The sequence below is a fragment of the Allobosea sp. P1_A7 genome, from assembly GCF_056406775.1.
In genome coordinates this window covers 39,584-52,412 of the sequence record NZ_JBFTZN010000001.1, presented here as the reverse complement: position 1 = coordinate 52,412, position 12,829 = coordinate 39,584, and the positions used below count along the sequence as shown (strand labels likewise).

Sequence of the window (12,829 nt, the reverse complement as noted above, 5' to 3'; positions counted from 1 at the left end):
CATCGGACATGAAGCTCAAACTCGCATTGTCTATCGGCACGGCGCTCGTCGCGCTGGGTGTTGCCGGCGCACAGGCCCAGGAGCCGATCAAGATCGGCGTCGTCAGCGTTCTTTCCGGCCCGCAGGCGGCCCTTGGCCAGCAATTGCGCGACGGCTTCCAGCTCGCAGTCGACCAGATGGGCGGCAAGCTCGGCGGACGGCCGGTGCAGATCACGGTGATCGATGACGAGCTCAAGCCCGATGTCGCGGTCGGCAAGGTTCGCGGCTTCGTCGAGGGCGGCAAGGTCGATTTCGTCGTCGGACCGGTCTTCTCGAACATTCTCGGCGCCATCGCCAAGCCGGTTCTGGACTCCGGCGCGGTGCTGATCAGCCCGAATGCCGGCCCTTCGACGCTTGCAGGCAAGGCCTGCCACCAGAACTTCTTCGTGACCTCGTACCAGAACGACCAGGTCCACGAGGTGCTCGGCAAATACGCTCAGGACCAGGGCTTCAAGCGCGCCTACATCATGGCGCCGAACTACCAGGCGGGTAAGGACTCGCTCGCCGGCTTCAAGAACTACTTCAAGGGCGAGGTCGTCGACGAGGTCTATGTCCCGTTGAACCAGCTCGATTTCTCGGCAGAGCTCGCCAAGATCGCCTCGGCCAAGCCCGACGTCGTCTTTGCCTTCATGCCGGGCGGCCTCGGCGTCAATCTGGTCAAGCAGTGGTCGCAGGCCGGCCTGCAGGGCAAGATCCCGTTCCTCTCCGCCTTCACGGTCGATGAGTCGACCCTGCCCGCACAGCAGGACGCTGCGGTCGGCCTCTTCGGCGGCATGACCTGGGCCCCCAATATGGACAATCCGCAGAACAAGAAGTTCGTCGCGGATTACGAGGCTGCCTACAAGATCGTCCCTGGCTCCTACGCCATGCAGGCTTACGATGCCGCCCTGCTGATCGACTCCGCGGTCAAGGGTGCCGGCGGCACGGCCGACAAGGACAAGCTGCGGGCCGCGATCCGGAAGGCCGACTTCAAGTCCCTGCGCGGCAACTTCAAGTTCAACAGCAATGGCTACCCGATCCAGGACTTCTATCTGGTCAAGGTCGCCAAGCGCGCCGACGGCAAGTTCCAGACCGAGATCGCGCAGAAGGTGTTCTCGGACTATGCCGACCCGCATGCGAAGGATTGCGCGCTGAAGTGAGGAGACTGCCCGGGGGAGCTCATGTCCCTTCGTCTCTCTGGGAGGAGAGAAGAGCTTGGATGATGGCAGGGTGCCGGAGAGCAGCCGCCTGTCATCGGAGCAGGACATCAGCTCCCCTTGGCGACATCCTCACCCTCGCCGCCGCCCCTGCCTTTTCCGGGGACGGACGCCCGCCCGTGCCTGACTTGCGTCTCGCTGCGCCCGCCTAGCATGCTGCGAAAAGTTGCGACGGTTTTCGCATTCGGCATGCTCTAAATTATGAGAATCGATCGCGTTTTCTGCGTTGGACGACTTTGTCCAAACGCAGCGTGATCAAGGGGCGCCCCGCGCCGGCCAACGAATATCGAGCTGATGACCACCAGTCTCCTCATCGTCCAGATCCTGAACGGGTTGCAGCTCGGCATCCTGCTGTTCCTGGTGGCAGCGGGGCTGACGCTGGTCTTCGGCGTCATGGATTTCATCAACCTGGCCCATGGCGTGCAGTACATGCTGGGGGCCTATCTCGCCGTGACCTTCGTCGGGCTGACCGGAAGCTTCGTGCTGGGGCTGCTGCTCGCCCTGGCGGCTGCGCTCGTCATCGGGCTAGCCCTCGAATTCCTGGTCTTCCGCCATCTCTATGAACGCGACCATCTCGACCAGGTTCTCGCGACCTTCGGGCTCATCCTGCTCCTGAACCAGGGCGTCAAGATCGTCTGGGGTGCGGCGCCTCTCTCCGTCCCGGTCCCGGAATTCCTCTCGGGCTCTGTGCGCTTGATGGACGGCATTCTCTATCCGACCTATCGCTTCGCCCTGATCGGCGCCGGGCTCGCGGTCGGCGGATTGCTCTGGTTCATCGTCGAGCGGACGCGTACCGGCATGCTGTTGCGGGCCGGGGCCTCGAACGCGCCAATGGTGTCGGCACTCGGTGTCGATATCCGCAAGCTCTTCATGGTCGTCTTCGCCTTCGGAACCATGCTGGCCGGATTTGCCGGCGCGATGGCGGCGCCGATCCTCTCGGTCGAGCCCGGCATGGGCGACACGGTGCTGATCCTCGCCTTCGTCGTCATCGTCGTTGGCGGCATCGGCTCGATCCGCGGCGCCTTCGTCGGTGCGCTGATCGTCGGACTGGTCGACACGCTCGGGCGCTCCTTCATGAATGACCTGCTGCGCCTGTTCATGAGCGCCCCCTCGGCCCGTGCGACGGGAGCCGCTCTCTCCTCGATGCTGATCTACCTGGTGATGGCCATCGTCCTGTTCGTGCGTCCCGAAGGCCTGTTGCCCGCCAAGGGCCGGACATGAGCGCGGCGCCCACCATCGCCGGCGCAGCCGGGTCCATCCCATCCCGGCCGAGATCGCGCTCCGTCCTGGCGCTGGTGCTCTTCGCGGCGCTCGCGCTTGCCCCGGTCGCCGTCTCGCTCGGCGTCCCAGCGCATTGGCTGTCATTGCTGACGCGGGCGATGATCTTCGCGATCGCGGCCCTGTCGCTCGACCTCATCCTCGGTGTCGGCGGGCTGGTCTCCTTCGGGCATGCCGCCTTCATCGGCATCGGCGCCTATGTGACCGGCATCATGATCACCGAGGGTCGCACCGAGACCCTGCTGATCCTGCCCGTGCTCCTCGTCGTTTGCGCCATCTTCGCGGCGGTCACGGGCGCGGTCTCGCTGCGCACGCGCGGCGTCGCCTTCATCATGATCACGCTGGCCTTCGGGCAAATGGTGTTCTTCCTGGCGCAGGCGCTCTCGGCCTATGGCGGCGACGATGGCCTGACGCTCTATGCCCGCAGCACGATCGCCGGCCTCGACATCGCGGCAAGCCGGACCGGCTTCTTCTACATCGTGCTGGGCGCACTCATCGGCTGCTACGGGCTGGTCCGCATCATCGTCGCCTCCCGCTTCGGCCGCGTGCTGCGCGCGGCGCGCGAGAACGCGACGCGCGTGACCGTGACCGGCTACGATGTCGGACGCGTGCGCCTGATCGCCTATGTCATCAGCGGCATGATCGCGGGCCTGTCCGGCTTCTTCCTCGCCAACCAGACGGAATTCGTCAGCCCCGCCTTCATGTCCTGGCAGCGCTCGGGCGAACTGATCTTCATGGTCGTGCTCGGCGGTGTCGGCTCCCTGCATGGCGCGATCATCGGCGCGCTTGCCTTTCTCTTCGCCGAGGATGTGCTCGCCGGGATCACCGAACACTGGAAGGCGATCTTCGGGCCTCTCATCGTTCTCTTCGTGCTGTTCACACGCGGCGGCATCGTCGGCATCCTCGCAAGGATACGGGGACGCAGCGATGGCTGAGCCCGTCCTCGCCCTCGATGGCGTTCGCAAGTCCTTCGGTGCGCTGAAGGTGACCGATGGCGTCAGCTTCTCCGTCGCTCCCGGCGAATTGCATGCCCTGATCGGCCCGAACGGCGCCGGCAAGACCACGCTCGTGCACCAGATCTCCGGCATGCTGCGCCCGGATGCCGGCAGCATTCGCTTTCGCGGCGCCGACATCACCGGACTATCGCCGGAGAAGCGCGCGCGCGCCGGGCTCGCGCGCACCTTCCAGATCACCTCGACCATCGCTTCGCTCTCGGTGCTGGAGAATGTGGCTCTCAGCGTGCAGGCGCGGGCGACGCATCCGCTGGCGCTGTTCCGCAACGCCGCCCGCGACGAGCGCCTGAACGGTCCCGCCTGGGCGGCAATCGAAGCGGTCGGTCTCGGCGAGCGCGCCCATGTGCCGGCCGGCCGGCTCTCGCATGGCGAGAAACGCGCGCTCGAGATTGCGATGGCACTGACCCTCGAGCCCGCCGCGATTCTGCTCGACGAGCCGCTGGCCGGTGTCGGGCACGAGGAAGGCGCACGCCTGATCGCGCTGCTGAAGAGCCTCAAGGGTCGCTACGCCATGCTGCTGGTCGAACACGACATGGAGGCGGTGTTCGCGCTCGCGGACAGGGTCAGCGTGCTGGTCTATGGCCGGGTCATCGCCTCTGGTGAACCGGCCGCCGTCCGTGCCGACCCGACCGTGCGCGAAGCCTATCTCGGCGAGGAGGGCTAGGCATGCTCGTCGTCGAAGCTCTGGATGCCGGCTATGGCGAAGCGCAGATCCTGTTCGGCGTTGATCTCGCGATCGCCGAGGGCGAGGTGGTGACCTTGCTCGGCCGCAACGGCATGGGCAAGACCACGACGATCCGCGCCATCATGGGCCTGATTCCGGCGAAGGCCGGCCGCATCAGCGTCTCCGGCCGCGACCTGACCGGCGCTCCACCCTTCCGGATCGCGCAGGCCGGAATCGGGCTGGTGCCTGAAGGCCGCCAGATCTTTCCGACGCTCAGCGTGGAAGAAAATCTGATCGCCACGGCAGCCAGCCGCTTCGGCAAGCCGCGCTGGGATGTCGAGCGCATCTACACGTTCCTGCCGCGCCTCAAGGAGAGGCGAACCAATCGCGGCAACCAGCTTTCCGGCGGCGAGCAGCAGATGCTGGCGATCGGCCGGGCCCTGATGACCAACCCCAAGCTGGTCATTCTCGACGAGGCGACGGAAGGGCTGGCGCCGATCATCCGCCAGGAGATCTGGTCCTGCCTTGCCGCGCTGAAGGCTGATGGCGAATCGATCCTGGTCATCGACAAGAATGTCGATGCGCTGGCCAGGATCGCCGACCGGCATATCGTCCTGGAAAAGGGCCGCGTCGTCTGGCGCGGATCGAGCGACGACTTGCGCAGCGACAGTGCTGTGAAAGATCGCTTTCTGCATCTTTAGAGAAGGAGAGACCGATGAAGCCACTGACAGCCGGCGTGACGAGGGCCAATCAGGGCATCGATGCCATCTCATGGAATATTCTCGGCCAGACCTATGTCCCGAAGACGCTGAGCGAGGATAGTTTCTCCTGGCATGCGACCTTCCCGCCCGGGACCTTCGTGCCGCCGCATGTCCACCCGACGCAGGACGAGTTCATCTATCTGCTCGAAGGCCGGCTTGACCTCGTTCTCGACGGAGAGGAAGCGCATGCCTTGCCCGGCGACCTGATCCGCCTGCCGCGCAACGTTCCGCACGGCATCTTCAACAAGAGCGACAGCCCGGCCAAATGCCTGTTCTGGGTCGCCCCCACCGGCCGGCTCTACGACCTGTTCTGGGCGATCCATTCGATGCCGGAGCAGAACCCCGCGGAGGTCGTCGCGCTCGCCGCCAAATACGAGATCGACTTCCTGCCGCCGCCTCCAGACGGGGCGTGACAAACCCCGCGGCGGGGAAGAAACCGGCCCGCGCGGAAACCGCGCCCGTGCATCCTGCGTTCATCTGCCGGCACTAGTCTGCCGAGCAATGATGGAGGATGAAACATGAGGAAGGCGACGCTTTCCCTTGGCTTGCTCGCCGCGTTCGCGGCGGGCAACGCGGCAGCGATGCCGCTCCCGGCGCCTGGCGAAACGGGCCTGCCGCTCACGCGGGCCCAGATGCGCTGCAATGAATTCCGCTGCATCAATCCGCGCAGCGGCGTCTACACCGAAAGCACCTGCGACTATCGCGGCTGCTATCCGAGCAGCCGCCCGCGTGGGCGGCTTGGCCCCTATGGCGAGGACTATCGCTTCGGGCGCCGTCGGCTTGACGATGATGACGACTATCCGCGCTACCGGGGATATCGCCGCTATCGCGAAGACGACGATGACGACGATTGATTTTCGCGGCCCCCTGCCCTCCGCGTTCGAGCATCCGCCACGATCCGACATGCAGCGTGCTGGAAGGACAACGCGTGCCGAGCCGTGCCCAGAGGAATCTGCTGAACAGCCGTTAAGGTTAATGCAAGGTTAAGGCTGCGCGACTCGCGCTAAAGTGGCAATTGTCCCTCTTACGTAGCGGTAGGCAGAATGCCTGCGGCGGAAGTTTGGAGGGGGCGGCATCATGACGACCGAACGCCGTGAAGTTCCACGGCAGCGCACCCTGCTGGGCGCGCGCATCGTCTTCAACAACCGCCAATCCACGCTCGACTGCGTGGTGCGCAACCTTTCGGACGTTGGCGCCATGGTGCTCATCTCCGATGCCGTTGCCTTGCCGGCAGCATTCGAGCTTGAGATCGAGCATAAGCGACACGTCTACGGCGCACGCTTTCGGTGGCGCGATGGCGAGCGCGTCGGGATCGCCCTGGACGGGCGGCCTGCCTCAACCGCCGAAATCGTGCCTCTCGACCACGCCCGGCGCTTGAAGCAATGCGAGCAGAGCAATGCGCAGCTGAAGGCGCGCATTCAGCAACTGACCGAAGCCGGCTGATCGCCCCTCAGCGCCGGGTCAGCTGCTCCGGCGCAAAGCCGGCCTTGCCGGCATAGGATTTCACGATGGCCTCACGCCTTGCGTAACTCATGACCCGTTCGACATCGTCGAAACCATTCGGCGCGAGCGCCTCGACGGCATCGATCACACGTTCGGGGCCGCCAACCCGGTTCAAGGCCACGACCTGCGCCGTTGCCGGCAGGCGCACAGCCTCATAGGCCGCCAGCGCCTGACGCGGATGCTCGCTGCGGACCAGCGCATCGGCAAGCGCGCGCGCATCAAGGATCGCCTGCGAGGCCCCGTTCGAGCCGACCGGGTACATCGGATGAGCGGCATCGCCGAGCAGCGTGACGCGGCCATGGGTCCAGCGCGGCAGCGGATCGCGGTCGCACATCGGGTAATCCCAAAATCCGGGCGAGGCCTGGATCAGCGCAAGGATGTCGACGCCGGGAATCGAGAAGCGGCGGGCATAGGGCAGCACATCCTCAAGCCTGCCCGGTTTCGACCAGGCCTCCTTCGGAGGTGGCTTCGCCGGATCCCCCGTCCGGATATTGACGACCCAGTTGGTCAGCCGCGTGCCGGGCTTGCTGCCCACGGCGATCGGATACAGCACCAGTTTTCCGGCCATGCCGCCGGCGATGATCATGCTCTCGCCGTCGAGGAAGGCCGGCCAGTCACAAGCCCCGCGCCACATCTGCACGCCATTCCAGCGCGGCGCCCCCTGGTTGGGGAAATAATGTCCGCGCACGCTGGAGTGGATGCCATCGGCCGCGATCAGCACGTCGGCACGCGCCGTCTCGCCGGCCTCGCCGCGCCGCGCATCGGTAAAATGGGCTGTCACTCCGCCCTCGTCCTGGACGAAACCCTGCAGCCGGCGCCCGGTTCGCAGAGCGCCCTCCCCCAGGCGCTCGCGCACAGCCGCGCAGATCACCCCCTGCAGGCGGCCGCGATGGATCGAGAACTGCGGCACCGGCGCCCCCGCATGGAGGCCACGCGGCTCGCGCCAGACGGTCTGGCCAAAGCGGTTCATGTAGATGAGTTCGCGCGTCCGGATCGCGACGGCATCAAGCGCCGGCAGCAGGCCGAGCTCGTCCAGTTCGCCGATCGCATGCGGCAAGGTGTTGATGCCGACGCCGACCTCGCGGATATCACTCGACTGCTCGTAGACGGTGGCGGCGATGCCGCGCGCGTGCAGCATCAATGCGAGCGTCAGGCCGCCGATTCCGCCTCCGACGATAACAACCTTCATGCGTCCCCCCGCATCAGTATTCATTATTTTAAACTTGAAATAACAGGGTAAGATTTGTCAATGACCCCTGTCCTGGTGGCCGCCCCGCTGATTTTTTGCACTCCAGAGGCGGGAACGAAGCGAAATGCTGTGCGTATCTAGCCCCAATGCCGTGTTTTTGGACGTCAACCGTGCCAAGTGGCAGTTTCGCATAGGGCGGACATCCAGTCGTCGCGCGATTCGCGACGGCAGCAGGAATTAGCGTCCTCCCCAGCGACGACTAAGCAACACCGTTCTTCAGGAGAGTTTCATGACCAAGAACGAACTGATCGCCGCCATTGCCGACGAAACCGGCAAGACCAAGACCGACGTGTCCGCCATCCTCGGCTCGCTCGCAGCCGTCGTCGCCAAGACGCTGAAGTCCGGCGACGATGTTACGCTCGGCGGCGTCGGCAAGCTGTCGGCGGCCAAGCGCGAAGCCCGCGAGGCCCGCAACCCCTCGACCGGCGCCATGATCCAGGTTCCCGCCAAGACCGTCGTCAAGTTCAAGGTCACCAAGGACCTCGCCGACGCGGTGGCGTAAGCCGATCATATTTTAAAGCAGCACCTGGCCTTCGGGCCGGTGCTGCTTGACCCCGCCGCGGCCATCCGCACAGTGGGGCGATGTTCCTCCGTCTGTTCACCGATCTGCGCGCCGCCAAGGTTCCCGTCACGCTGCGGGAGTACCTGGCCTTGCTCGAAGGCGTGGAAGCCGATCTCGCCGAGCACCGCGTCGACGAATTCTATTATCTCGCTCGCACCTGCCTGGTGAAGGACGAGCGCCATCTCGACAAATTCGATCAGGTCTTCGCCCAGGTATTCAAGGGCATGGAGACCCTGCAGCAGGCGATCGAACAGGCCGGCATTCCCGAGGAATGGCTGCGCAAGCTCGCCGAGAAATTCCTGACCGACGATGAAAAGCGCGAGATCGCGGCAATGGGCTGGGACAAGCTCTGGGAGACGCTGAAGCAGCGGCTCGCCGAGCAGCAGGGCCGGCATCAGGGCGGTTCGAAATGGATCGGCACTGCAGGAACCTCGCCCTATGGCGCCTATGGCTATAATCCCGAGGGCGTCCGCATCGGCCAGGACAGCAACCGCAACTTCCGGGCGATCAAGGTCTGGGACAAGCGCGAGTTCAAGGATTTCGACGACACGCGCGAACTCGGCGTGCGCAACCTGCGCGTCGCATTGCGGCGGCTGCGCCGCTTTGCCCGCACGGGAGCGGCTGAAGAACTCGACCTCGACAACACCATCTCGGAAACGGCAAAGCACGGCTATCTCGACGTGCAGTTGCGGCCCGAGCGCCGCAACGCGGTCAAGGTGCTGCTATTCCTCGATGTGGGCGGCTCGATGGACTGGCATATCGAACTGGCGGAGGAGCTGTTCTCGGCGGCGCGGGCCGAGTTCAAGCATTTCGAGCATTTCTACTTTCACAACTGCCCCTACGAACGGGTCTGGCGCGAGAACAGGCGCCGGCACGATCAGGTCATATCGACATGGGACATCCTGCGGACCTATTCGGCCGACTATCGCATCGTCTTCGTCGGCGACGCCTCGATGAGTCCCTATGAGGTTGCAATGCCCGGGGGCTCGGTCGAGCACTGGAACGAGGAAGCGGGCGAGGTCTGGATGCAGCGCCTGGCCGGTCATTTCCCGAAATCGGTCTGGCTCAACCCGGTCCAGCAGCACCTCTGGAGCTATACCCAGTCGATCCGTCAGATCGGCGGGCTGATGGGCGGGCGCATGTTTCCGCTGACACTGGACGGGCTGGACGGCGCCATGAAGGTACTGGGCCGCTGACAAGTCCGCGGGGAGCCGCTATGGCTGCCGCCATGCAAGATGACGATGATGCGCTCCCGCCGTCCTGGCGCCAGCGTCCCAAGCCGGTCGGCTTCGAAATCACGTACCGCCTGAAGGGCGATACGCTCGAGATCGACAGCACACGCAAGGTCGATCAGGTCAGGCTCTCGGCGGTCGAGCAGGTTCGCTTCGTCTATGCGCCGAGCAATATCTCCTCGAAGGGATTCAAGACGCAGCTCAGGCTGAGCGACGGCAAGAGCATCACCTTCGGCAACCTGTCCTGGCGCTCGCTCACCGACATGGAGCGTGACGATGCCGGCTATCGTGCCTTTGTCGAAGCGCTGTCGGCCGCAATCGTCAGGGCCAATCCGCGCGCCCGTTTTCTCGCCGGCAAGCCGAACTGGAACTGGCTGCTGCTGACCGTGGTCAGCGGCCTGTCCCTGCTCATGTTGATCATGTTCACGCTGCGCGCCTTCCTGCAGGGCTCCAGCTCGGCGGGATGGCTGGGTATCCTGCTTGCCCTCGCCTCGCTCTGGCAGGTCGGGCCGATGGTCAAGCTCAACCGCCCCCGCGAGCTGCAGACAGGCGAAGTACCGGACGACCTGGTGCCGCGCGCCTCGGCAGGCTGACAGGCCGCTTTCCGGCCGCCTCAGCCGCTGCGCACGACCAGCACCGAGCACTTCGCGCGGCGCACGATGGCCGATGCATTGGAGCCGATGACATAGGCGAGCATGCCGGGCTCATGTGAGCCGATCACGATCAGATCGGCGCCGCTCGCATCAGCTTCCGCCAGCACCTCTCCATGGATCGAGCCGACCAGCACCTTTGCGGAAACACGATCCGGCGGCAACGGAATGCCCGCCGCGATATCGGCGAGCTTGGCCTCCGCCTCGCTCTGTTGTTCGGTGTCGAAATCAGCCGGCACGAACTCCATGTAGGTGATCGGCACGAGCGACCGGACATAGACCAGCCTTATGGTTCCGCCTGACGCTTCGGCGAAGGACACCGCCGCGTTAATGGCGAGCGCCGCGAAGTCAACCTCGGCAAGATCAACGGGAACCAGAATCGATCTGTACATCGCATCCCCCCGATTTTCGGCATCGCCAGATTCCGCAGCCGCCGCCCTACGATACCACATCCAGGCACGCGCAGCGTTCCGCATGGTCGCCATGACAGGGCGGAATTGACGCAGCCCGGGCCTCGCCTAAGAGTATCGCCGCACGGAAGCAGTCTTGTGAAGTCCGTGGCGGCGCCGATGCCCGTTCCTCCTGTCCGGTAATCCGATGTGACCGACGCCCAGCCCGCCTCACGCCCGCCACGCGGGCTGCTGCACTCGCCTGCCGCCTTCCTGATGGTGCTGGCCTTCGTCAACTGGCTCGGCTTTGCAAGCTGGAGCGCGCTGCTCAACAATTTCGCCAAGGAAGCCGCCGGCTTCACCGGGCAGGATATCGGCATCCTGCAATCCGTCCGCGAGATTCCAGGCTTCCTCGCCTTCACGGCGATCATCCTGTTCTGGTTCATGCGGGAGCAGATCCTCGCCTATCTCAGCCTGCTCACGCTCGGCTTCGGGGTTGCGATCACCGGCTTCTATCCCAGTCTCGGCGGGCTCCTGATCACCACCACGATCATGTCGCTCGGCTTCCATTACTACGAGACCGGCAGCAATCCCTGCAGCTGCAATTGCTGCCCAAGGCGGAGGCCCCAAGGCTTCTCGGCAAGATCGCAGGCGCCTCGGCCGCCGCACAGCTGCTTGCCTTCGGCTCGATCGCGCTGATCTGGCGGCTGTTCCAGCCGGGTTACACGATCATCTTTGTGGTGGCGGGCCTGCTCACCATCTGCCTGACCGGCGCCACCTGGCTGCTGTTTCCACGCTTCCAGGGTGCCGTGCCGCAGAACAAGGGCTTCGTCCTGCGCAAGCGCTACTGGCTCTATTATGCCCTGACCTTCATGTCGGGCGCGCGCCGGCAGATCTTCATGGCCTTTGGCGGCTTCCTGCTGGTCGAGCGTTTCGGCTACGATGTCGCAGCGACGGCTACGCTTCTGCTTGCGACCTACGGCATCAACACCTTCGTGGGGCCGATGCTCGGCCATCTCGTCGGGCGTGTCGGCGAACGTGCGACGATCCAGCTCGAGAACATCTCTCTGATCGCCGTCTTCGTCGGCTATGCGCTGGCAAGCCACGGGCATTTCGCCGGCTGGGGCGTCTTCGTCGCCGGGGCACTCTTCATCGTCGACGGGGTCTTCTTCACGCTCGTCCTGGCGCAAAGGACCTATTTCCAGAAGATCGCGGACCCGGCCGATATCGCCCCGACCTCTGCAGTGGCCTTCACGATCAACCACATCGCCGCAGTCTTCCTGCCCGTGACCTTCGGACTGCTCTGGATCCGCGACCCTGCGATCGTCTTCTACATCGGCGCGGCGGTCGCCACCGTCTCGCTGACGCTGGCTTTTCTGGTCCCGCGGCATCCCGTGCCCGGGCGCGAGACAATGCTGGCGTCAGTCGTGCCGGCTGCGGCCGAGTAGGACCGCCCTAGGCCCGACTGCTCAGCCCTGACGGGCCGGCGTGCGCACGACGAGACCGTCGAGTTCGTCGCGAACCCTGATCTGGCACGAGAGCCGCGAGGTCGGGCGCACGTCGAACGCAAAGTCGAGCATATCCTCTTCCATGGACTCGGCATGGCCGGTCTTCTCGGCCCAGGCATAGTCGACATAGACGTGGCAGGTCGCGCAGGCACAGGCACCGCCGCATTCGGCTTCAATGCCGGGAATCCCGTTGCGCACGGCCGTTTCCATGACCGTCGAGCCGGTCTCGGCCTCAACGGTACGGCTTTCTCCCTGGGCATCGATGAAAGTGATCTTCGGCATCATAAACTCCGGCGGGGCCAACGCCGGCACCGCTTAGAGCATTTCCAGGCATTGTGGAAAGAGCGTTGACCGCCTGACCGCCCCTCAGGCGGCGCAATCGATCGTGGAAATCGCAGCGCGTGCCTCGGCCGCGGCCAGGGCCAGGGCATCCATCGCATTGTCCCTGCGCGCCGGATCATCGCCAGCCAGTTGGCGTTCCATGGCATCGGCGGCTTCGGCAACCGACCAGGCTCCGATCGCGCTGGCCGCTCCCTTCAGGGTGTGCGCCGCGTCCATTCTGGCCTTGATGTCGCTGCCGGAATGGATCGTCCGCAAATGGCTGATGCATTGCTGCGCGAAGAGCGTCAGCAGCTCGCGCTCGAGGTCGTGATCGCCGCCGGTCTGGCGGGCGAGGTGAGCAAGATCAATGGCTTTTTGGGGCATTGGAGCACTCGGAAACACGCATTTTGTACGAGCCGACTTGGCGGCTCCCATGCTCAAACAAGCGCCAACATGGTGAACGA

The 12,829-nt window shown here is 64.8% G+C and carries 16 protein-coding genes and 1 pseudogene; 13 read left to right on the top strand and 4 right to left on the bottom strand.

Annotated features, from left to right (window positions below; all coding sequences use genetic code 11):
* Nucleotides 1-8 precede the first annotated feature (8 nt).
* The 8 genes from AC1D34_RS00240 to AC1D34_RS00205 all read left to right on the top strand — a co-directional run bounded on the left by AC1D34_RS00240 (nucleotide 9) and on the right by AC1D34_RS00205 (nucleotide 6,394).
* The gene (locus AC1D34_RS00240; protein ID WP_113515589.1) at nucleotides 9-1,178 is read left to right on the top strand and encodes an ABC transporter substrate-binding protein; all 1,170 of its coding nucleotides are present in this window, start codon (nucleotides 9-11) and stop codon (nucleotides 1,176-1,178) included.
* A gap of 351 nt (nucleotides 1,179-1,529) precedes the next feature.
* On the top strand, nucleotides 1,530-2,456 hold the full coding sequence (locus tag AC1D34_RS00235) for a branched-chain amino acid ABC transporter permease (RefSeq protein ID WP_069882119.1): 927 nt from the start codon (nucleotides 1,530-1,532) through the stop codon (nucleotides 2,454-2,456).
* Nucleotides 2,453-3,448 (top strand): branched-chain amino acid ABC transporter permease, encoded by a 996-nt coding sequence (locus AC1D34_RS00230; protein WP_441489104.1) that lies wholly within the window; start codon nucleotides 2,453-2,455, stop codon nucleotides 3,446-3,448. Before AC1D34_RS00235 ends, AC1D34_RS00230 begins: the two co-directional genes overlap by 4 nt.
* Entirely contained in the window at nucleotides 3,441-4,190 is a 750-nt protein-coding gene (locus AC1D34_RS00225) for an ABC transporter ATP-binding protein (RefSeq protein ID WP_441489103.1), read from the top strand. The genes AC1D34_RS00230 and AC1D34_RS00225 overlap by 8 nt, the downstream gene beginning before the upstream one ends.
* Before the next feature lie 2 nt (nucleotides 4,191-4,192).
* Nucleotides 4,193-4,891: an ABC transporter ATP-binding protein gene (locus AC1D34_RS00220; protein ID WP_441489102.1), complete on the top strand. Its 699-nt coding sequence runs from the start codon at nucleotides 4,193-4,195 to the stop codon at nucleotides 4,889-4,891.
* Nucleotides 4,892-4,905: 14 nt separating this feature from the next.
* Nucleotides 4,906-5,364 (top strand): cupin domain-containing protein, encoded by a 459-nt coding sequence (locus tag AC1D34_RS00215; protein WP_069877310.1) that lies wholly within the window; start codon nucleotides 4,906-4,908, stop codon nucleotides 5,362-5,364.
* Between the two features lie 105 nt (nucleotides 5,365-5,469).
* Nucleotides 5,470-5,805, top strand: a complete 336-nt coding sequence (locus AC1D34_RS00210; RefSeq protein ID WP_476823181.1) for a hypothetical protein — start codon at nucleotides 5,470-5,472, stop codon at nucleotides 5,803-5,805.
* Between the two features lie 223 nt (nucleotides 5,806-6,028).
* Nucleotides 6,029-6,394, top strand: a complete 366-nt coding sequence (locus AC1D34_RS00205; RefSeq protein WP_441489100.1) for a PilZ domain-containing protein — start codon at nucleotides 6,029-6,031, stop codon at nucleotides 6,392-6,394.
* A gap of 7 nt (nucleotides 6,395-6,401) precedes the next feature.
* On the opposite strand, the gene AC1D34_RS00200 is transcribed toward AC1D34_RS00205, so the two are convergent.
* Nucleotides 6,402-7,643 carry a flavin-dependent oxidoreductase gene (locus tag AC1D34_RS00200; RefSeq protein WP_441489099.1) on the bottom strand — a complete coding sequence of 414 codons (1,242 nt, stop codon included), beginning with the start codon at nucleotides 7,641-7,643 and terminating at the stop codon, nucleotides 6,402-6,404.
* Between the two features lie 277 nt (nucleotides 7,644-7,920).
* On the opposite strand from AC1D34_RS00200, the pseudogene AC1D34_RS00195 reads away from it, so the two are divergent.
* The 3 genes and pseudogenes from AC1D34_RS00195 to AC1D34_RS00185 form a co-directional block, all read left to right on the top strand.
* Nucleotides 7,921-8,205 (top strand): annotated as a pseudogene (locus AC1D34_RS00195) (HU family DNA-binding protein); the annotation flags it as partial.
* Nucleotides 8,206-8,285: 80 nt separating this feature from the next.
* Complete coding sequence (locus tag AC1D34_RS00190; RefSeq protein WP_441489098.1) at nucleotides 8,286-9,461, top strand: vWA domain-containing protein; 1,176 nt, start codon at nucleotides 8,286-8,288, stop codon at nucleotides 9,459-9,461.
* 32 nt (nucleotides 9,462-9,493) lie between these two features.
* On the top strand, nucleotides 9,494-10,090 hold the full coding sequence (locus AC1D34_RS00185; protein WP_441489097.1) for a hypothetical protein: 597 nt from the start codon (nucleotides 9,494-9,496) through the stop codon (nucleotides 10,088-10,090).
* A gap of 20 nt (nucleotides 10,091-10,110) precedes the next feature.
* Here AC1D34_RS00185 and AC1D34_RS00180 read toward each other — a convergent pair whose 3' ends face one another.
* Complete coding sequence (locus tag AC1D34_RS00180; RefSeq protein ID WP_069877316.1) at nucleotides 10,111-10,539, bottom strand: universal stress protein; 429 nt, start codon at nucleotides 10,537-10,539, stop codon at nucleotides 10,111-10,113.
* A gap of 207 nt (nucleotides 10,540-10,746) precedes the next feature.
* Between AC1D34_RS00180 and AC1D34_RS00175 the strand changes: the two genes are divergently transcribed.
* Together AC1D34_RS00175 and AC1D34_RS00170 are read left to right on the top strand one after the other, a co-directional pair.
* Nucleotides 10,747-11,235 (top strand): hypothetical protein, encoded by a 489-nt coding sequence (locus AC1D34_RS00175; RefSeq protein ID WP_476823180.1) that lies wholly within the window; start codon nucleotides 10,747-10,749, stop codon nucleotides 11,233-11,235.
* Nucleotides 11,142-11,984: an MFS transporter gene (locus tag AC1D34_RS00170; protein ID WP_476823179.1), complete on the top strand. Its 843-nt coding sequence runs from the start codon at nucleotides 11,142-11,144 to the stop codon at nucleotides 11,982-11,984. The genes AC1D34_RS00175 and AC1D34_RS00170 overlap by 94 nt, the downstream gene beginning before the upstream one ends.
* A gap of 21 nt (nucleotides 11,985-12,005) precedes the next feature.
* Here AC1D34_RS00170 and AC1D34_RS00165 read toward each other — a convergent pair whose 3' ends face one another.
* Nucleotides 12,006-12,326 (bottom strand): 2Fe-2S iron-sulfur cluster-binding protein, encoded by a 321-nt coding sequence (locus tag AC1D34_RS00165; protein WP_476823178.1) that lies wholly within the window; start codon nucleotides 12,324-12,326, stop codon nucleotides 12,006-12,008.
* Between the two features lie 84 nt (nucleotides 12,327-12,410).
* Complete coding sequence (locus tag AC1D34_RS00160) at nucleotides 12,411-12,749, bottom strand: Hpt domain-containing protein (protein ID WP_441489095.1); 339 nt, start codon at nucleotides 12,747-12,749, stop codon at nucleotides 12,411-12,413.
* Nucleotides 12,750-12,829: the final 80 nt, after the last annotated feature.